The following is an 18,166-nucleotide window of genomic DNA, read 5'->3' on the forward strand; positions in this document are numbered from 1 at the left end:
TTAATAATCTGAGAGATTCGTGTTCTGTTTAACCATATCCACGAATTGGGTCAGTTCCTTACGGAAAAAGAGAGAAACTGTCCCCGTCGGTCCATTGCGGTGTTTCGCCACAATGACATCCGCCTGATTAGGGCGATCTGTGTTTTCGTTATATAACTCGTCACGGTATAGGAACATGACAATATCTGAATCCTGCTCGATTGAACCGGATTCTCTCAGGTCGGAAAGCTGCGGGCGCTTGTCACTACGTTGTTCTACAGAACGTGAAAGCTGAGAGGCAGTGACCACAGGGACATTCAGTTCCCGCGCCATTTCTTTTAACCCGCGAGAGAGCGCCCCAACCTCTAAAACGCGGTTTTGCTCCCGTCCGGCAGCCCCTCCCGCAGACATCAGTTGTAGGTAATCGACAATGATCAAGCCGAGACCATTTTCGCGGTGAAGGCGGCGGCAGCGTGCCCGCATTTGCTGGATGGAAATACCCGGTGTGTCATCAATGAACATGGGCAGTCCATCAAGGCGGCTGGTCGCCTCCATAAAACGATCCCATTCATGGGGTTCAAGGTTGCCGATACGCATTCGTTGCGAGTTAATACCCGTCTCAATGGAGTAAAAGCGCTGAAGAAGCTGTTCGCGTCCCATTTCTAAGGTAAAAATGGCTACGGGGACATGCGCCCGCCGCGCCACATTAAGGGCAATACTGAGGAGGAAACTTGTCTTGCCCACCCCCGGACGGGCCGCAACGACCAAGAGGTCGCTCTTTTGCAAGCCGCCCAACATCCGATCAACATCGGTGAAGCCACAGGGGACGCCAAGCTGTGCATCTGGGGTGTTATAGAGGTATTCGATGCGCTCGAAATACTCGCTCACCGCCTGTGACATCGGCACCATCTCTTTGCGCAGACGATCATCCGTCACCCGAAAGAGCGCCGTTTCCGCTTTGGCAATAACATCCTGAAGTTCGGCGGAGTCATCGCGGGCAAGGTTGGCAATTTCCCCCGCCGCGCCGACCAACCGCCGTCGAATGGCAGCACGTTCCACAAGGCGGGCATAGGCTTCAGCATAGAGGTGGGTGGGGGTGCTGTTTAAGAGGTAGGTGAGGAACGAGGCGCCGCCGATCTGATCGAGTTTATCCTTGCTGCGTAGTTCCGCTGTCACGGTAAGGTAATCGACAACCTCTCCCCGTTGTTGGAGGGCGATCATCCCTTCCCAAACCCACTGATGCTTCAGTTCAAAGAAATCATCGGGTTTGAGAAAATCGGCAATGTTTGCCAGTCCCTCGGCATTGATCAGCATCGCGCCGAGGATTGCTTCCTCCGCTTCGATGGAGTGCGGACCCAACGAGGATGGTTTGGGTGCGGCGTTTGATTGTCTATTGGTGTCCGTCATACCGCGCCGCGCCGCGCCTAACTCTTATCTTTATCGGGATCGTCTTCGTCAAAGTCGATGGACTCAACGAAATCGCGAAACAAGTTCAATTTTTCCTCGCTGGGTGGTTCGCTGGCAGCAGCGGGTGACTCCGGTTCTGTTCCCACTTCCTGATCGGGGGTGATCGCCGCCCGATCCATGACGCTATCCGACACATATATGGGAACGCGGACACGCACGGCAAGGGCAATCGCGTCGCTTGGACGGGCGTCTACCTCGACCTTATTGCCCCCCACATCCAACACCAGACTAGCGAAGAATACATCTTCGCGAAGATCATTAATAACGATATAGCGGACTCGTGCGCCGAGGGTGGTAATGAGCGATTTTAAGAGATCGTGGGTGAGTGGGCGGGGAGGGATTTGCCCCTGCAATTCCGCCGTGATCGCGTCGGATTCGCAAGAACCAATCCAAATGGTGAGATAACGTTCGTTGCGGGTGTCTTTCAGCAGCACAATGCGGTGAGGGGACATCAGGCTGACGCGGACGCTATCGATGGTGACTTCGATCAGGTTCAGGTTATCCATCTCGATACATTCTCCGACACACCACGCGCTGGATAGGGTGAGCGATTGATTTACTACGGCAAAGAGAGTATATCAATTTTCAGCAGGCGTTCAAAGTAAGGTTTAGGGTGAGGGAAGGGGGTGTGTTCAGATCGCCCTTCCCTTCTCGACTCGAAATCCTTTCAAAACCCCACTCCTGGTGGTGTTACAGTCCAATGCTGATCCTCAGGATCGTCTCTTCATCTTGCTCAGTTTGCTCTGTGAACTAGCACCAACGGTTAGTTTAGTACCGTCCTAGCAGCGGTTCAGCGCTGAAACAGGCTGCGCAGCGCCCCCCTAAGCGAGGGTGCATAGAGAACGCGGATCAAGCGCCGCAAAAAACCGTACTTTAAGGGTGTGTAGGGATACCAAAACAACTGTGGAATGTTCACATTTCCAAAACGGGGAATACTGAAACTCATCGGGCGGGTCATGCCTAGCAAGCCCTCCGCTCCGCGTGCCGCGCCATACCCCGTATCTTTCGTGAACCCCCAGGGCAGTTTCGGCACGGTTGCCGAGAGGATGTGATCGTTCACATCGGCATGACCCACCTCTAGGCGAGAGGCAAGCGTCAACCCCCGCGCTTTGTTCCGCGTCCAGATCGACCCGCTCAACCCGTAAGGGCTGTCGTTGGCAAGGCGGATCGCTTCGTCATCCGTCTCGAAAGGAATGGCGACAATGATCGGACCAAAAGTTTCTTCCCGAACCACCTTCATATCCGGCGTGACATCGGTGAGGATGGTGGGGGCAAAATACCGCCCCGCCCCGCCTTCAATACGTTTTCCCCCACAGATCACCATTGCCCCGCCCTGTACGGCTTCTTCCACATGGCTTTCAATGACGCGCATCTGCATATCGTTGGAGATTGCGCCCATCGTCGTCCCCGGCGCTTCGCCCGGACCGACTTTGATCGTTTGGGCGATGAGGTCGCTCGCCTTCTTCAAAAACTCAGCCATACGCGAACGATGAACGTAGACCCGTTCGACAGCGGCACAGGCTTGCCCGGCATTGTGCATAGCCGCCCAGATAACACCTTGCACAGTGTAATCGAGATCGGCATCCTCCAAGATAATGGCGGCGTCTTTTGCCCCCAGTTCAAGTTGGACAGGGATCAACTGCTCCGCCGCCGCGATAGCGATTTTGCGTCCGGTAGGGACACTCCCCGTAAAACTGATCTTGTTGGGGTGTGCCTTCACCAATGCCGCGCCGAGATCGCCCCGCCCCTGAACCATCTGCAACACATCATGAGGAATCCCCGCTTCCCAAAAGCATTTTGCCAACGCCTGTGAGGTAAGGGGAGTGTATTCAGAGGGCTTCCAGACGATGGTGTTTCCGCTGATTAATCCGGCGGTGATTGGCGCAAGGGGGAGCAGTACAGGAAAATTCCAGGGGCTGATGGTCAGGACGACCCCAAAGGGACGGCGTTCAACCCAAAGCTGCCGATAGGGGAGCAGTTTTTCAAAGACATAGCGCGGGGCAAGCGTCTTTTTTGCCAAGCCGATGAAGGTGACGACGACATCAATCGAGGCAAGAAACTCGCTGAGTGCCTCTGCTGGAGGTTTGCCCTGCTCGGCAACTATCAGGCTGATGATTATGTCCATATCCCGATGGATATTCCCCTGAACACGCCTCAGCATCTCTAGGCGGTGGGTTAAGCCCGCCTTAAACCACCCATTTTGGGCGCGGCGGGCGCGTTCGATCACCGCCGGGGCTTGTTCTGCTGGCGTGATCGGCACATCACCCAAATGGCGCCCCGTTGCCGGGCTATTTGAGGATAAAACAGCCGGTGTGCCGTGCTTTTCACCTGTCCCGTTTGTGTAAGTGGTCGTTTTTAAAGTCGCCATAAATCAAATGCCCGTTCGATAAAAAGTACCTACCAGTATAGCCCAAACGGTTTCCGACGTGAAGTGAATGGCTCTATCGTCTATAATCGAGAGCATGGACAAAACAGAGTACCCTTTTCCGCGTTATCGCCCCTTCGGGCTGACCATTGCTATTCTCGCCACTGGGATTGCCTACGGCATTATCCCGCTGCTCCCCCTTCTGTTGGTGATTTGGACGGCGTTCACCCGCCGGCGCATCGGCATGGATATTGTGAACACCACCGAAAACTGGATCAGCATGGCGGTGGCGGCGGTGACGCTGATTGCCAGCCTATGGGCATGGGCCGGGCGTCCCCGTTGGTCGCGCCGTTTTTTATTGATCTGTATCTGGGGCGGGACGGCGTTTCGTCTTTGGCAGATGCTTCGCGCTGCCAACGCCGCGCCGGGCATTGAGGAGATCGGAGGAAGTCTGTCTGGGGTGAATCTGTTGTGTGTTGTTCCGCCCTTGATCGTGATTCCCCTTTACGTGACATGGTATTTGAACCGCGCCCCCGCCCGCCAGTTTTACCGCTGAGCGACGCCGCCTTCCAGCCGTTGGCAATTGGGGTGGGGCGCCTTGCCCACGAAGGGACAGGCGGGGCGATCACCCATCTGATACTTGACCATGCCGGACGGGATCGCTACAGCAACGCCCAACTGGATAACTATTGGGTTGGGCAAGGGAAGGGCTTCCCCCGACGACATTTCCCCTGCGCCCCGCCGATTCGCCTCACCATGCGGGCGTGGGCATCGCACGCGGCGGCGGACATGCGGGGGACGGCAGGCTTCGGGTTTTGGAATCATCCCTATATGCCCGGTGAGCGCTTTCCGCGCCTTCCTCGCTATGCATGGTTTTTCTTTGGTGGTGCGCCGCACAACATGGCATTAGCGCGGGGCGTTCCGGGTGGCGGCTGGAAGGCAGCGGTAGGGAGCTTTCAGCGTCCGGCATTTTTGGCGTTAGCGCCCACCGCCCCACTTGGCTTCTTGCTTATGCGCGTTCCGCCCCTTTACCGTGCGTTATGGGGGATTGGGCAGTGGGCAGTTGGTGTCCGCGAGGCACATCTTGATCCTGAAGTTATCGATTGGCGCGAACCGCATGAGTACCGCCTTGATTGGCTGGTAGACCGCCTTCAGTGGTATATCGATGGACGGCTGGTGTTGGAATCCCCGTTGCGCTTGCGCGGGCGGATGGGCTGCGTAATCTGGCACGACAATCAATATGCGATTCTCACCCCACAAGGGCAGATTGGGTTTGGTCTGGTCGCCATTCCTGCCCGCCAAACCTTCAGCGTGGCGGGCATCAGTCTGACGGCGTTAGGGTAAACTTACGCAGGGCGCGGGGTTAAAACGGAATACGGGGAGGCGGGCGACCCCGTGTGGTCGCCCCTATAGGTGCAGGGGATTGTCTTTCCCCCTGATCTCAGCCCTGTGCTTTAGGGCGGGGGGTGCTTTCGGGGTGGGTCATTATTGCAGTACCCTCGCTGGTTGAACGGCAACCAGCCTTCTTACAAGAAGGACGGGCGTAGGTTCGTTTAACCCTTAATCACCGCAGCATACCCCACTAATAAGCCTATCGTGATGAGCAGGGCTGTCAACCAATAAGGGGGTAATTTCCATGAAAAAATGCTGTAGGGTTACAATCTCAACAGCACCTCGTTTGCATAGGATGAAACGACCATGAATACTGCTTTAATTGGCATTTTGATTGTTATTGCGCTTAGCACCTACCTTGTGGGGAGCATCCCTACCGCCTACCTTGTCGGAAGGGTGAACGGGATCGATATTTTTAGCGTGGGCAGTGGGAACATGGGTGCGACGAATATCAGCCGAACGCTTGGTTTTCGGTGGGGCGCTCTCGTTTTGATCGTTGATCTCTTGAAGGGCGTGGCGGGCGTCCTGATTGGGCGGATGCTTGGCGGGACGTATTTTGTCTTAGGGGCGTTCACCGGTGGTCTAGCGGTGATTATAGGGCATAACTGGTCGCTCTTTGCCACGCTGATCACACGGAAAATTCGCGGCGGAAAAGGCGCAGCGACGAGTGCTGGGGCATGGATTGCCCTCGTTGCCGCATGGTGGTGGCTGATTGCCGGACCCGCCTTAATGTTTTTTGCTATGATCTCCCTAACGCGCTATGTCTCCCTTTCTGTGTTGGTCACTGGCGCGGTAGCGGCACTTGGGGGGGCAGTGGCGGGGCTGCAAGGAATCCTCCCCAAGCCCTATGCTTTGTTCGGGGTGATCATGCTGCTCTTGCTCTTTTACCGCCATCGAGAGAATATTCAACGCTTGTTGGCGGGGACGGAACGCCGCGTCGGAAATCAGGAAAAACCGCTGGAATCATCAGGAACAGCACATTCGTGAGCGTGACACCCATTCAAACCTACCCAATCGCCGGGCAAATGCTTGGCGTCGCCGTGTTTGGTCAGCCGCACCCAGAGCGCGATCCCATCCTGCTGCTGCATGGGTGGGGTGGGAGTATCGAGAGCATGATCGGCGCTGCCGAAGGGCTGGCGGCGCGGGGGCATTACATCCATGCGCTTGACCTTCCCGGTTTTGGGCGCAGCGCCCCGCCCCCAGAAGGGGCGGCGTGGGGCGTTGACGATTATGCGCGGATCGTTCTCGCCTACCTCGACTCGGCGGGCGTGGAGCGGGTGAACCTGATCGGGCATTCCTTCGGCGGGCGGATCAGCCTTGTTTTGGGGGCGGATCACGCGGCACGGGTGGGAAAAATCGTCCTTGCCGACAGTGCCGGAGTGATCGCCCCACCCACAGCACGGGATCGCTTGCTGCAGATGGGCAAGGCGGCATTGAAACTCCCCGGTGTGAACGCCTTCGAGGGGAAACTTCGCCAGTGGGGGCGGGAACGCCTTGGATCGGCGGATTTAAAAACGGCGGGTGTCTTAGAAGCCACCTTCCGACGGGTGATTCAAGAAGATTTACTCCCCCATGCCGGGCGCATTGCCGCCCCAACGCTCTTGATTTGGGGGGATCAGGATCAGGATACCCCGCTTTGGCAGGGGCAGGCGCTGGAAAAGGCGATACCCGATGCCGGCTTGGTCGTCTTTCAGGGGGCGGGGCATTTTGCCTATCAGGAACGTTTACCGGACTTTTTACGGATTGTGGATACGTTTTTCGTCTGAAGATTTTTATCGTATCGAGGCGCGTTAGCCCCGCGCTAAAGCACGGGGCTGAAATCAGGGAAAGAGGTCTACGGGTTGTAGCGCGGCACAATATGCCCCCGCCGCTGAAGCCGCGGGCTAGGAGTAACCACCCCTTCGGGGCTTTAGAATGCCCTCATCTCCTAGCCCATTCAACCCACAAAACGAGCGGGTGAGGGGTGGCGCTTACCGTTCATAGATATAATTTACGGATAGATATATCGTGTAGTGATCGTGTTTGGAGGGGAATTTACCTCATGTCACGTTACCTCCGCGCCGCCGCCGTTCAGATGGACGCCACCCCCGCCCCACTGGAGGCACGCCTTGCCCGCGCTGCCGATTTGGTCGCAGAGGCGGCAGGCGCCGGGGCGCAAATCGTCGCCCTCCCCGAATTTTTCAACACAGGCTATCTCTACGACGATAGCAACTACGCCCGCGCCGAACGAATCGATGGGCGAACGGCGACTTGGCTGCGGGCGCAGGCAAAACAACACGCCATTCACCTGACGGGGACACTCCTCCTCCTTGACGAAGAAGATACCTATAACACAGCACTCCTTGTCGCCCCCGATGGGCGTATGTGGCGCTATGACAAGCAGTATCCTTTCCTTTGGGAGCGCAAATATTACCGTGAAAACCGTCACATCACGGTGGCTGATACCGATTTGGGAAAAATCGGGCTGATGATCTGTTGGGATGCGGCACACCCCGACCTGTGGGCGCGTTATGCGGGCAGAGTTGATGCTATGCTCATTTTAAGCTGCCCGCCAAAGGTCTCCGCCGCCGATCTTGTTTTTCCCGATGGCAGTCGAGTGAATACCCGTGATTTGGGCGGGATTTGGCGTCTGCTGCATACCGAAATCGAACACTTCCCCGGCGCCGATATGGACGACCACGCCGCATGGTTGGGCGTCCCCGTGATCCATGCCTCGGCGGGGGGGCAGTTTCGCTCGCCCCTTCCCATCTCGTCGGTTTCTATCGCCGCCTATCTCAGCGCCCGCCCTGATCTGTGGAAATGGCTTCCTCGCGCTCATGAGGTGGTTATAGAGGCGGGGTTTGACCTTCAGACAAAAGTGATTGATCACACGGGAAACGTCGTGGCGCGGGTGATGGCAAATGGCGATGGCTTAACCTATGCCTCGCTCCCGCTGGCGGAGTCGCCGCCTGAACCAACCGAGAAACAACCCGCCATGCGCACCTCGCCGCTTGCCTATTTTCTCTCCGATGCATGGAGCAACTTGCTGTTGGTGCCGGAATACCGGATGGGTGTGCGGCGGCATATCAACCGCCGGATGGCGCCCATTGACCCCCGAACGCGGGTGTGGGTCGGGGCGGCGGCAACGCTTGCGGCGATGGGCTTGTTGGCGGGACGGGCGCTCCGTCGGGGGGGGAGTGATCCGAGTCGGGACGAGGCGGGCGATCCCTTCATTTTGAACGGCGGCGAGGACGCGGACGAGACTGGAATTGACGGAAACCCCGCTTGATGCTACAGTTTAGGTGGTTATCCTGGACCAACGCTTACAGCATTTTTCAAAGAGATCGACTCCTTGGTAGTTGACAGCCCAGCTTATCACGATAGACTCACTGATGGGCTAGGCGGTGGTGATCACGGGGTGAATGAACGACGCCCGTCCTCTTTGTAAGAAGGCTGGTTGTCGTCCAACCAGTGAGGGTACTGCAATAGGAGTGTCATGTACGCGGAAGCCGCCGCCCGCCGTCAACGCACGATCCAGATGATTTTGGTCGTGATTATTTTGGCGACTCTCCCCTGTTATTGTGTTGGGTTCGGCTTGTTGGCGGTAGCACGAACGCGCACCACCGGGCGGGTAGCGCCGACCTCACCATCGAATTTGAACCCAACGGTTTTATTCACCTCTGCCACGCCACGCGCCACACTCCCCTTTGGGGCAACAATTCTTTCTCCCTTGCAGGCGACACCCACGCAGTTGGTCTTACCCGTTGGCACGTCCCCACTGATTATCCCCACACTGCCGCCCTTTACCTTTCCAACGGCGACAGTTTTCATCCTTCCGACCTTCCCACCCTTTCCCTCGGCAACGCCCTTTGTCTTGCCCCCGACCGCAACCGATTTCATCTTACCCCCTTCACAGACGCCATTTCCCTCACCAACGCCAGAAATTTTGATCCCCACCGCCACCCCAACGGAAACACCGACGGAGACGGCAACGGATATGCCCCCACCGCCAACCTTCACGGAGACGCCGACTCCCACCCCGACGGCAACCCCAACAGACACAGCGACGCCCTAAAATCAGGATTCTAAGGCGCTGATCAACTCGTGAAAGGCTTTTTGTTGTGTGCGTGGGTCGCCTTCGGCAAAAACAATGCGCGGGCAGCGGCGTAAATCGTCGGGGATGGTTGCTTCCGCTAAAACAACGATGGTGATCGGTTTTTTCTGCCGTCTGAAGAATTCCCACGCCCCGGTAACCTTGCCATCACTAAGTGCCGCCGGAGACAGGATGAGGATCATCCGCGCCGAATCGTTCAGAGCGGGGTGAACGCCCGCCGCCCATTGAATGGCAGGCGTTGGCGTTTCGCTCGCTTCGTTCGCCTCAATCCAGGTGTGTATCCCCGCTTGTTGAAGATCGGCGGCTAATTTCTGGGCAAAAGGGGCATCGGCGGGGGTGTGGTTGATATAGGTGGCGGGCAGTGTCCGTCTGCGTCCGGTGGTTGCCACTTTTGTGAGCGGTTCAACGCGAATGGCGCTGGGGCGTGTTAGGGTGCGGTGGGCATCAGTCATCCCCATCCGAAAGACCGTTGAGGCGCAATCGGGACACACCCCCCGCGTGCCGGGTGCGCCCTTGCTTGTCCACACGGGCTGTGGGTCTTCAATCTCTACTATCGCTCGGCAGCGCACACAGTAACCCTCGATGGGCGTCTCGTCCTCGTCATCATCGGAAATATCGGAGATCAAATTGTCGTCTGAAACCATGTTCGCCCCTTGTGGTGTGGAAAATTCCCTACCGCATCCCCATAGAGGCGACCCGGTGTGGTTGCCCGCCACGCTTATTGACCTAAGTGTCTATCCGTAAATTATAGGTAAGGTTTAGGGCAAACCCTCACCCCCTCTCCCGCCTAGCGGGGAGGGGGAATCATTCCGGTGAGGGGCAGCGTCCCTCACCACCCTTTTTGGTGATGGCATTGAGGGAAAGATGCGGTGCTTGCCAAAAGTATCTTTCTTAGCACTGCCCTGATTACAGCCAAACCCGAATTTACGGACAGGTTCTAAGTATATCATCTGCGTGACGATTTCCCTACGCGGCGAGAGGGTCGCCCCGATGCCGAGGTTGACCACCGCTCCCCAAAAAGGGTAAGATTGCTCCCGACGCCATGTATTCACGCCCCTAGGGGGGACGTACTCGTTATGTCGATTGGGACACTCCTAAAACGCGCTGATATTTTCTACGAAATGACTCCCACCCAGATCGAATTGATCGCCGGGGTTTGCGAGGAGCGGAGATATTCTCAGGGGGAGGTCATCTTCAAAGAGCAAACCCCCGGCAAAGAACTTTACGTGATCGTTGATGGTGAGGTTGAGATTGACATTGATCCGGCACTCGTTGGCAAGGCGGGTATGGGCGAGCCATACAAGGTGGCCACCTTGCGGCGGGGGCAATCTTTTGGGGAAATCTCCCTTGTCGATGAAGGGGTGCGTTCTGCTGGCGCACGTGCCGCCGCCCACGATACGCGCCTGATCGTTGTCCCCCGCGATAAGTTGATGCTGCTGTGCGAAACCTACCCGCAGCTGGGCTACCGCCTGATGCGCAACCTTGCCATTGATCTGGCGATGAAAATCCGCAATACCGATCTGCGCATCCGCGAACAACTTTATTGGAATCGCTTGGAGACCGGGAAAGGGGAAGCCTCATGACGGAGGGCGTAACCCCACCCGATGTGATCGCACCACCCCCACCTACCGCCGCCACGCAAGTGCAAGCAACACACGCCCGGAGCTATGAACAGAGGCGTGTGCGCTTTTCGGGGTTGGTTGCCGCGCTAACGGCGCTGATTGGGCTTGCCTTTGCCTTGTTCAGTACAACCCACACCGATCCGGTGCCGCTCGTCGTTGCTGATTCGCCGGAAAGCATCGGGGTGGTGATCGCCGCAATCTCCCTGTTGGTGGGAATGGTCGCCCCTGTCTTTGGCTACCGACGGCTGGTGAAATTTGACGAAGACCTTAGCCCTGTCGAACGGGAAGCCGCCGCCCGCAGCCGAAACTACATCGGACGTCTGGGGGTGGCAGTGGCGGTTGGACTGCTGGCGTTTGGGGCAAGTATTCTGGCAATCTGGCTGCTGGAAAACATGTTCCCCGGTGTTACGCTGACGCGCCTAACCGTCTGGCTGATTGCCCTTGTTTACAGTGGCGCGTTGGGGTTTGGGCTTTCCTATTGGATCGTCACCGTGACGACGGATCAAGTGTTTCGGATCAGCATCGCGATGATCCTCGTCGGCATTGGGGTGGGGGCAATGACGGCGGCGGATCGAGAATGGTGGAAAAATTCCCTTAGTTTTATGGGGCATGACAATGGGGCGGCGATGTTCTTCAACATGGGCTTGATCCTCGGTGGGATGCTCATGCTCTCCGTCGCCGTAGATATTGCCAACGAACTGCGTGTCCTGCGCGATGCCGGACGCTTCCCCACCCGAAATTTCGATCTCGTGCGGGTGTGGTTGTACACGATCTGCCTTTGCCTCAGCGGGATTGGCTTGTTTCCAAGCGCGGTGACCGTTGTCAGCGATATTCTCCATCAGGTGGCGGCAAACGGCATGGTCAGCTTGATCGTCCTGCTCATGCTCAGCGTCTCTCGCGTTGTCCCCATGCTCCCTCACGAATTCGACACCCTCTCGCTCATTTTTGGCGGAATCTGCGTGCTGATCGTCGTCTTGTTTATCCTGGGCGCACTTAATTTTGTGGCACTAGAGATATTCCTGACAGGGACGTGCCTCGTGTGGATATTCCTGTTTAAGACACGAATCAGGGTATACATTCGGGGGCAAGTCCTTGATGCGGCAATGGTAGACGCCCGCTGAGGAGTGCGGGCGGGCAGACACCCCCTGGGGGCGTCTGCCCCGCTAAACCTTCGGAAGTTCCACCGTTTGGGTCGTCTGTGCCGTCTTGTAGGGCAAGTGGGCAAAGGTTTGCTTCGGGCGCAAACGGAAAAAGCGCAAGATCGCATACCAGTTCACCCGCCAATATTGGGCAAGGCGTTTACCCCATCCCGCTTTGGGGGCGGCGGAAACATCAGCCAAAATCTGCCCTTGTGGATAAAAAACCTGTACGCTCACCGCTCCGATTCCCTCGGCGTTTTCCGTCCGCGATTCGCGGCGCATATCGCCTACATCCCCTGCCAAACGGTGAAACTCATTGGTCATCATGAAGTATTCGGAGCTTTTCAGGCTGTTTTTCAGCAAGCGGTAGAGGCGGATCACCGGTTCGCCCGCCAATTCTTCAAAGGTTTTCACTTTTTTCATGGCAACTTCGCCAAAATGGGCAACCACCTTCAGGTGAAGTTCCCCTGCATTTTGACAAGCGCTGCACCAGCAGACAGGGTTACGCAAAACCTCCTCTGCTTTCGCTTGGAACGCCTCAAAAAATTTGACCGCCTGTGTTTTGACAGCGGCACATAGGGCGTAATTGTCCCCCTGCGACTCAGCGTAGAAAAACACCGCATCCCCTTCCAGTTTGTTTACCTTCAGCGGATGGTCAGAGGAATCGATCACCGCCTCAATGAGATCGGAGATGATCTGTTCGGCATGGAGAAGCGCCATGGAGTGATATTTTGTAAAGCGCGTATAGCCGCTAATATCGGCGATGACAAGCGCCATATGTTGCACATTGATCGACATGAATCCATCCCCTCAAAACGGTCTCACCGACACTGGATGTGTCTTATAGACAATTATACGAGAGTGCGATGGATTCTGGATGAGTTTTGGCGTTTACTCGAATTGATCTCCTTCATCCGACGAACCAAAATCATTTGGATATGCCCAACGCCAGACCCCAACTGTGAGTAAACAGACAAAGAGGATGTGCAGCCCAAAGGCGAAGTAACGTTCCACCGGAAGGTAAAGCAAGGCAAGCCCTATGACAAGCGTTGGATTGGAATAGGCAAGCCGTGCGGCATAGGCAAGGTTATCAATGAGGAGGGCATAGGCAAGGATAGGAAAACCAATACCCGTAAGGCGCAGGTAAAAGCCGATCCATAGGTAGGGACGTAGCGCCCGCGCCAGCATAACGACAGGGGCACCTAAAAAGATGATGAGAACGGTAAGGTAGGGGATCATCCCTCCCCGGTGAGGCGCTCCCAACGCGCACTTTGCAAGGCGGTAATGGCAATGGCGAGCGCGTCGGCGGCATCATCCGGCTTGGGGATGCTCTCTAAGTTCAAGAGCGTGCGTACCATCTCTTGCATTTGGGGTTTTGCGGCGTTGCCAGAGCCAGCAATCGTCTGTTTGATTTCCGCTGGTTTATAGGGGCGGATGATCTTTCCGGCGTTTGCCATTGCCAGCAAAACTACGCCCCGCCCCTGGGCTACGGTAATAGCCGCCGTCACGTTTTTCCCGAAAAACATCTCCTCAATGGCGAATTCATCGGGATTGTGTTCAGCAATCAGGCGCGTCACCTCACGGTAAATGTGTTGGAGGCGTTTGGGCATCGCCTCCGTTGGCGGGGTGGTGATAACCCCATAAGCAACGGCAACGGGATCGCCGTGTTCGTCCTCACGGATGATTCCGTAGCCTGTCGTCGCCGTGCCGGGGTCAATCCCTAAAATGATCATGCCCGAATCAAGACTCGGCTTCGAGAGCTTTTGCCATTTCTTCAGAGATACTCAGGTTACTGGCAACGTTCTGTACATCGTCCAATTCTTCCAGTTTTTCCAGCAAGCCCATCACTTGCACACCAGCGTCTTTGTCCAAATCCATCTCGTTTTTCGCCACCCAGGACAAGCCGGAATCGGTGACGGGATAGCCATGTTCGGCAAGAGCAGTTTCTACCGGACGCAGCAATTCGCGTGGGGTATAGACGGTAATCGTCTCCTCGCCCGGGACAACATCATCAGCGCCAGCATCCGCCGCCACAAGGAACAATTCGTCAGAGTCGACCCCCTCAGCAGTGACCTCCACATAGCCCTTGCGATCAAACTGCCACGAGACCGCCCCTTCCGAGCCGAGGCTACCGTTAGAACGGGTGAAGGCAGCGCGAATTTGCGAGATCGTCCGGTTGCGGTTGTCCGTCAGGACATCGATCAGGACGGCGACCCCGTGCGGCGCATAGCCTTCGTAGGTCAGTTCTTCCATAACGACGCCATCATCCCCGCCGCCCGTGCCGCGTGCAATGGCACGGTCAATGTTTTCTTTGGGCATCGAACTCGCCTTTGCTTTTTGAACAGCAAGGCGCAGACGGGGGTTCATGTCGGGGTTGCCGCCGCCGCCTTCCCGCGCAGCAATGGTGATTTCACGCCCCAAGCGGGTAAATAGTTTGCCGCGCTTGGCATCCAAAGCGCCCTTCTTGCGTTTGATTGTTGACCACTTGCTATGACCAGACATAAGGGAATCTCCATCTCTTGGAAACGGGGGGTCTTTTCGCGTAGTCGCTAAATTATACCTGACGGCTTTCCCGCCTAGCAAGCGGCAAAAGGTTGTCCAACCATAGGCGTGGGGGCTTCAAGACGTGTCCGCAATTAGAAAAAGGAACATCTACTAAAAAGGGTAACCCTCAAAAGTGACCAACTTGGCGGTGTTGACGGTTTTGGTTCAGAACCCCTATCCCCCCCGGTTACTGCGCAGCAGTCGCCTTTCCCCGCTTGCAGGGAAAGGGGGAGAGAGTCCCTGTCTCTAGTTTACGAGGTGGTGGGGGGGAGGGTTTCCAAGCCCCGAAGGGGTGGTTACTCCTAGCCCCCTGCTTTAGCGGCGGGCGCTCACGGGCGGCGATGAGCGCAAGCATTGCGCTCCTATAGGGATCACACCCTCAACAGACCCTGGTTACCGGACAAGCCTTTTAGCAGTGAGCGACCCCTTCCCTAATCCGACCAATGGGTAGGACGCCGCACCCATCGGTGTTTCCGCAGTTCCGCCATCAGCGCTTCTGGCAGCGCCGTTCCATCGCTCACGGCGCAGTTTGCCTCCACATTTTTCAGCTTGCGCATCCCCGGAATAATCGTGCTGACCGTCGGATTCGCCAAAATGAACCGCAGCGCCATCTCCGCCATTGTCATGCCCACTGGCACAAGCGGACGCAGAGCCTCCACACGTTCTATGGTGGGAATCAGGTTTTCTGCCACGAAATAGGTACTGCGCCAGTCTTCCTTTGGAAAGGTTGTCTCTTTCGTCAGAGTTCCTACCAAACTGCCCTCGTCAAACGGCACGCGGGCAATAACCGCCACATTGTGCCGCGCACACGCTGGAAAGAGCGCATCTTCGGGGTTCTGGTCAAAGATGTTGTAGATCACCTGTACGGCATCGACCAAGCCCGTTTCCAATGCCTTCAAGACGTTCTCCGGCTCCCAACGGTTGACGCTGATCCCAAAGGCGGCAATCTTCCCCGCTGCCTTTAAGTCTTGGGCGGCACGCTGCCAGCCCTCATCGCTCGCCCAGTTGTCATGCCACACGTGAAGCTGCGTTAGGGACATGTGTTCAACGCCCATGTTTTTCAGGGATGTTTCGGTGTAGGCAACGATATGATCGTAGGGAAAGACTTCCTCAACAGCATAGTCCGCACGGGCGGGCCACTGCCTATTTTTCGGGGGGACTTTTGTCGCCGTGTAGAGCGTCTGGTTGGGGTATGCCTTCACAATCTGCCCTAGCAAACCCTCGCTATGCCCTTCGCCATAGGCAAAGGCGGTATCAAAAAAGTTACAACCCAACTCCACCGAACGGCGCAACGATGCCAACGATTCAGCGTCGTCCGATTCCGTCCAACCGCCCATTCCCCACATTCCATAGCCCATCTCGCTGACCTGCCAGCCCATTCGTCCAAATGTCCGGTAACGCATTGCTGAAAAACTCCCTCATTTGTTGGTTGACGCTTAAAAGAAAGTGCGGTTAAAATGCCCACGATGCGCACATTCAGAAAGGGCTTGAAGTACACATGACGGCGAACTATACCGCAGACCGTTTCGGAAGGGGCGATTCGCAACCATTCTCGCATGGGGATGCCGAAGTGGGCAGCCTGTTGGCAGCCGCTGACGCCCCCGACCTTCAAGAATGGCTCGATGCCCTGGAGGAGGAGGCTCTAAAGCCTGTTTTTGCTGCCCTATCCGGCGCCTATGATGATGATGCCGATGAGGATGACGACGACCTCGACGACGATTTCGATGACGATGACGATTTCGATGACGATGACGATTTCGATGATGACGACGATGATTTCGATGACGACGACGATTTCGATGACGACGAGGACGACGACGACGATCTCTAAACGGCGGTGTCCTTATAGGGTGGGCAGCCAAACCCACCCACCACCGAGAAGGTCTGTCGTATCTCATTTTTCAAAGCGATTTCGCCATGATTGGTTGACAGTCCCCCTCATCAGGCTATACTTGTTGATGGGGCAGGCTGTCGTCGTGAACTAAAAAAACAACTCAGCCCGTAACTTCTTGTAAGCAGGCTGATTGCAGTCCAATCAGCGAGGGTACTGCAATTATGAATGTCTTGTTTGCAGCGGCAGAAGCCGCCCCCTTTGCCAAAGCCGGCGGTCTTGCCGATGTAGTTGGAAGTCTGCCAAAATACCTCCGCAAGCAAGGCGTTGATGCGCGGGTGATGATGCCGCTGCACGGCTCAATTTCCCGCGCCAAATATGGGATCGACTACGCCTTTTCCTTCCGTCACCCTCGGCGGCGCGGCGTTGCCGATATTCACGTCCACCACACCTATTACGACAGTGTTCCCTACTATTTTGTCGAAACCTTTCCCTTTTTTGGGCAGGGTGGCTCGCTCTACACTGATTGGGCGTGGGATGTCCAGCGCTTTATTCACCTCGGTGAACTCGTTCAATCCCTCGCGTGGCAGCTTCGCTATGGTGCGGGCGGCACACGTCCATGGTTTCCCGATGTGATTCACATTCACGATTGGCACACAGCGTTGGCGTCATTCTTGCTCAGCACCAGCCGAGGCGACCCCGCCTGGCGGGAGATGGGCAGCGTCCTCACCATCCATAACATGGGCTACCAAGGTCCCTACGCGGGACCCTTCCTTGCCGATGCAGGTATTCCCCCCGCCCAACACCCCGACCTGCTCTACCAAAACAAGAGCGATAACTTGCTTGCCATTGGGCTTGCCTATAGCGATGTGATCACGGCGGTCAGCCCGCGCTATGCCCTTGAGATTCAATATGAGCGCTTCGGTGAGGGCTTGGAAGGCATTGTCAAAGTTCGCAACTACACCGACGATGTGATCGGCATTCTGAACGGCTTGGACACCGAACGCAACAACCCCGCTACCGATCCGGCGCTCCCCCATCACTTCAGCGCGGCAAGTGTTGCCAAAGAGCGCCCGCTGAACAAAGCAGCGCTCCAAGCCCAGTTGAGCTTACCCATCCGCCCCGATGTCCCCCTCATCGGGATTGTCTCCCGTCTGACGGCACAAAAGGGCTTTGATCTAGCCCTTCCTGCCCTGTGGACGATGCTGGCAGAAGATGATATTCAGGTCGTTGTCTTGGGCAGCGGCGAAAGTGCCCAAGAATATGAGTTCCGCCTGCTGGATAACCGCTTCCCCGACAAACTTCGCGCCATCATCGGCTATGACGGCATCCTCGCCCAGCGCATTTATGGCGGAACGGATTTGTTCCTCATGCCAAGCCGCTACGAACCGTGCGGGACGAGTCAGATGTTGGCGATGCGCTATGGCTCACTGCCCATCGTGCGGGAGACGGGCGGGCTGGCGGATACCGTCCAAAATTACGACGGTGGGGATGGAGCGCAAGGGACGGGCTTTATCTTTCTGTGGGAAACGCCTGATGCCGTACTGAACACCACGCGGTGGGCAGTGACCACCTACCGCAACAACCCGAAGGCATTTGCCCGAATGCAGCAGCGCGGCATGACGATGGATTTCAGTTGGGACAAAAGTGCCGGGGAATACATTGCCGTCTATGAACGGGCGATGGCGAAACACCGCTAACACCCTATCCCGCCACTCGCTTAACGGTGTTAAG

The 18,166-nt window shown here is 56.6% G+C and carries 19 protein-coding genes; 10 read left to right on the forward strand and 9 right to left on the reverse strand.

Going from position 1 to position 18,166, the window contains the following annotated elements:
- The 3 genes from dnaB to HS103_10860 form a co-directional block, all read right to left on the reverse strand.
- Entirely contained in the window at window positions 1-1,386 is a 1,386-nt protein-coding gene (dnaB, locus tag HS103_10850; protein MBE7513293.1) for a replicative DNA helicase, read from the reverse strand.
- A gap of 17 nt (window positions 1,387-1,403) precedes the next feature.
- The gene (locus tag HS103_10855; protein ID MBE7513294.1) at window positions 1,404-1,937 is read right to left on the reverse strand and encodes a bifunctional nuclease family protein; all 534 of its coding nucleotides are present in this window, start codon (window positions 1,935-1,937) and stop codon (window positions 1,404-1,406) included.
- Window positions 1,938-2,236: 299 nt separating this feature from the next.
- Entirely contained in the window at window positions 2,237-3,814 is a 1,578-nt protein-coding gene (locus HS103_10860; protein ID MBE7513295.1) for an aldehyde dehydrogenase family protein, read from the reverse strand.
- Window positions 3,815-3,908: 94 nt separating this feature from the next.
- On the opposite strand from HS103_10860, the gene HS103_10865 reads away from it, so the two are divergent.
- From HS103_10865 to HS103_10890, 6 genes are all read left to right on the forward strand, one after another.
- The gene (locus HS103_10865; GenBank protein MBE7513296.1) at window positions 3,909-4,367 is read left to right on the forward strand and encodes a hypothetical protein; all 459 of its coding nucleotides are present in this window, start codon (window positions 3,909-3,911) and stop codon (window positions 4,365-4,367) included.
- A complete protein-coding gene (locus HS103_10870) occupies window positions 4,325-5,155 on the forward strand; it encodes a hypothetical protein (GenBank protein ID MBE7513297.1) in 831 nt (276 codons plus the stop codon). The genes HS103_10865 and HS103_10870 overlap by 43 nt, the downstream gene beginning before the upstream one ends.
- Window positions 5,156-5,509: 354 nt before the next feature.
- Window positions 5,510-6,190, forward strand: coding sequence for a glycerol-3-phosphate 1-O-acyltransferase PlsY (plsY, locus tag HS103_10875; GenBank protein MBE7513298.1), 681 nt, complete (start codon window positions 5,510-5,512; stop codon window positions 6,188-6,190).
- A complete protein-coding gene (locus HS103_10880; protein ID MBE7513299.1) occupies window positions 6,187-6,969 on the forward strand; it encodes an alpha/beta hydrolase in 783 nt (260 codons plus the stop codon). Before plsY ends, HS103_10880 begins: the two co-directional genes overlap by 4 nt.
- Before the next feature lie 275 nt (window positions 6,970-7,244).
- Window positions 7,245-8,471, forward strand: coding sequence for a carbon-nitrogen hydrolase family protein (locus HS103_10885; GenBank protein MBE7513300.1), 1,227 nt, complete (start codon window positions 7,245-7,247; stop codon window positions 8,469-8,471).
- A 207-nt stretch (window positions 8,472-8,678) separates the two neighbouring features.
- Entirely contained in the window at window positions 8,679-9,257 is a 579-nt protein-coding gene (locus HS103_10890; GenBank protein ID MBE7513301.1) for a hypothetical protein, read from the forward strand.
- Window positions 9,258-9,259: 2 nt separating this feature from the next.
- On the opposite strand, the gene HS103_10895 is transcribed toward HS103_10890, so the two are convergent.
- Window positions 9,260-9,940, reverse strand: coding sequence for a toll/interleukin-1 receptor domain-containing protein (locus HS103_10895; GenBank protein MBE7513302.1), 681 nt, complete (start codon window positions 9,938-9,940; stop codon window positions 9,260-9,262).
- Window positions 9,941-10,372: 432 nt separating this feature from the next.
- Between HS103_10895 and HS103_10900 the strand changes: the two genes are divergently transcribed.
- Window positions 10,373-10,879, forward strand: a complete 507-nt coding sequence (locus tag HS103_10900; GenBank protein ID MBE7513303.1) for a cyclic nucleotide-binding domain-containing protein — start codon at window positions 10,373-10,375, stop codon at window positions 10,877-10,879.
- A complete protein-coding gene (locus HS103_10905) occupies window positions 10,876-12,039 on the forward strand; it encodes a hypothetical protein (protein ID MBE7513304.1) in 1,164 nt (387 codons plus the stop codon). Before HS103_10900 ends, HS103_10905 begins: the two co-directional genes overlap by 4 nt.
- A gap of 42 nt (window positions 12,040-12,081) precedes the next feature.
- Here the strand turns inward: HS103_10905 and HS103_10910 are convergent, their stop codons facing one another.
- The 5 genes from HS103_10910 to HS103_10930 all read right to left on the reverse strand — a co-directional run bounded on the left by HS103_10910 (window position 12,082) and on the right by HS103_10930 (window position 16,004).
- Window positions 12,082-12,855 (reverse strand): DUF2652 domain-containing protein, encoded by a 774-nt coding sequence (locus HS103_10910; GenBank protein ID MBE7513305.1) that lies wholly within the window; start codon window positions 12,853-12,855, stop codon window positions 12,082-12,084.
- A gap of 93 nt (window positions 12,856-12,948) precedes the next feature.
- On the reverse strand, window positions 12,949-13,296 hold the full coding sequence (locus tag HS103_10915) for a hypothetical protein (GenBank protein ID MBE7513306.1): 348 nt from the start codon (window positions 13,294-13,296) through the stop codon (window positions 12,949-12,951).
- Window positions 13,293-13,790, reverse strand: a complete 498-nt coding sequence (gene ruvC, locus HS103_10920; GenBank protein ID MBE7513307.1) for a crossover junction endodeoxyribonuclease RuvC — start codon at window positions 13,788-13,790, stop codon at window positions 13,293-13,295. The genes HS103_10915 and ruvC overlap by 4 nt, the downstream gene beginning before the upstream one ends.
- Before the next feature lie 7 nt (window positions 13,791-13,797).
- Window positions 13,798-14,559 (reverse strand): YebC/PmpR family DNA-binding transcriptional regulator, encoded by a 762-nt coding sequence (locus HS103_10925; protein MBE7513308.1) that lies wholly within the window; start codon window positions 14,557-14,559, stop codon window positions 13,798-13,800.
- Window positions 14,560-15,032: 473 nt separating this feature from the next.
- A complete protein-coding gene (locus HS103_10930; GenBank protein ID MBE7513309.1) occupies window positions 15,033-16,004 on the reverse strand; it encodes an aldo/keto reductase in 972 nt (323 codons plus the stop codon).
- Window positions 16,005-16,099: 95 nt separating this feature from the next.
- Here HS103_10930 and HS103_10935 point away from each other — a divergent pair, with 95 nt between their 5' ends.
- Both HS103_10935 and HS103_10940 read left to right on the forward strand, forming a co-directional pair.
- Window positions 16,100-16,432, forward strand: a complete 333-nt coding sequence (locus HS103_10935; protein ID MBE7513310.1) for a hypothetical protein — start codon at window positions 16,100-16,102, stop codon at window positions 16,430-16,432.
- Between the two features lie 224 nt (window positions 16,433-16,656).
- Window positions 16,657-18,132, forward strand: a complete 1,476-nt coding sequence (locus HS103_10940) for a glycogen synthase (GenBank protein MBE7513311.1) — start codon at window positions 16,657-16,659, stop codon at window positions 18,130-18,132.
- Window positions 18,133-18,166 lie beyond the last annotated feature (34 nt).

The sequence above is a fragment of the Anaerolineales bacterium genome (assembly GCA_015075625.1).
Lineage (GTDB): Bacteria > Chloroflexota > Anaerolineae > Aggregatilineales > UBA2796 > UBA2796.

What these genes read in the sequence shown, in the direction of transcription:
- dnaB (MBE7513293.1), bottom strand. Translation starts at nt 1,386, where the DNA reads ATGACGGACACCAATAGACAATCAAACGCCGCACCCAAACCATCCTCG.
- HS103_10860 (MBE7513295.1), bottom strand. Translation starts at nt 3,814, where the DNA reads ATGGCGACTTTAAAAACGACCACTTACACAAACGGGACAGGTGAAAAG.
- HS103_10865 (MBE7513296.1), top strand. Translation starts at nt 3,909, where the DNA reads ATGGACAAAACAGAGTACCCTTTTCCGCGTTATCGCCCCTTCGGGCTG.
- HS103_10870 (MBE7513297.1), top strand. Translation starts at nt 4,325, where the DNA reads ATGGTATTTGAACCGCGCCCCCGCCCGCCAGTTTTACCGCTGAGCGAC.
- plsY (MBE7513298.1), top strand. Translation starts at nt 5,510, where the DNA reads ATGAATACTGCTTTAATTGGCATTTTGATTGTTATTGCGCTTAGCACC.
- HS103_10885 (MBE7513300.1), top strand. Translation starts at nt 7,245, where the DNA reads ATGTCACGTTACCTCCGCGCCGCCGCCGTTCAGATGGACGCCACCCCC.
- HS103_10890 (MBE7513301.1), top strand. Translation starts at nt 8,679, where the DNA reads ATGTACGCGGAAGCCGCCGCCCGCCGTCAACGCACGATCCAGATGATT.
- HS103_10895 (MBE7513302.1), bottom strand. Translation starts at nt 9,940, where the DNA reads ATGGTTTCAGACGACAATTTGATCTCCGATATTTCCGATGATGACGAG.
- HS103_10900 (MBE7513303.1), top strand. Translation starts at nt 10,373, where the DNA reads ATGTCGATTGGGACACTCCTAAAACGCGCTGATATTTTCTACGAAATG.
- HS103_10905 (MBE7513304.1), top strand. Translation starts at nt 10,876, where the DNA reads ATGACGGAGGGCGTAACCCCACCCGATGTGATCGCACCACCCCCACCT.
- HS103_10910 (MBE7513305.1), bottom strand. Translation starts at nt 12,855, where the DNA reads ATGTCGATCAATGTGCAACATATGGCGCTTGTCATCGCCGATATTAGC.
- HS103_10915 (MBE7513306.1), bottom strand. Translation starts at nt 13,296, where the DNA reads ATGATCCCCTACCTTACCGTTCTCATCATCTTTTTAGGTGCCCCTGTC.
- ruvC (MBE7513307.1), bottom strand. Translation starts at nt 13,790, where the DNA reads ATGATCATTTTAGGGATTGACCCCGGCACGGCGACGACAGGCTACGGA.
- HS103_10925 (MBE7513308.1), bottom strand. Translation starts at nt 14,559, where the DNA reads ATGTCTGGTCATAGCAAGTGGTCAACAATCAAACGCAAGAAGGGCGCT.
- HS103_10930 (MBE7513309.1), bottom strand. Translation starts at nt 16,004, where the DNA reads ATGCGTTACCGGACATTTGGACGAATGGGCTGGCAGGTCAGCGAGATG.
- HS103_10935 (MBE7513310.1), top strand. Translation starts at nt 16,100, where the DNA reads ATGACGGCGAACTATACCGCAGACCGTTTCGGAAGGGGCGATTCGCAA.
- HS103_10940 (MBE7513311.1), top strand. Translation starts at nt 16,657, where the DNA reads ATGAATGTCTTGTTTGCAGCGGCAGAAGCCGCCCCCTTTGCCAAAGCC.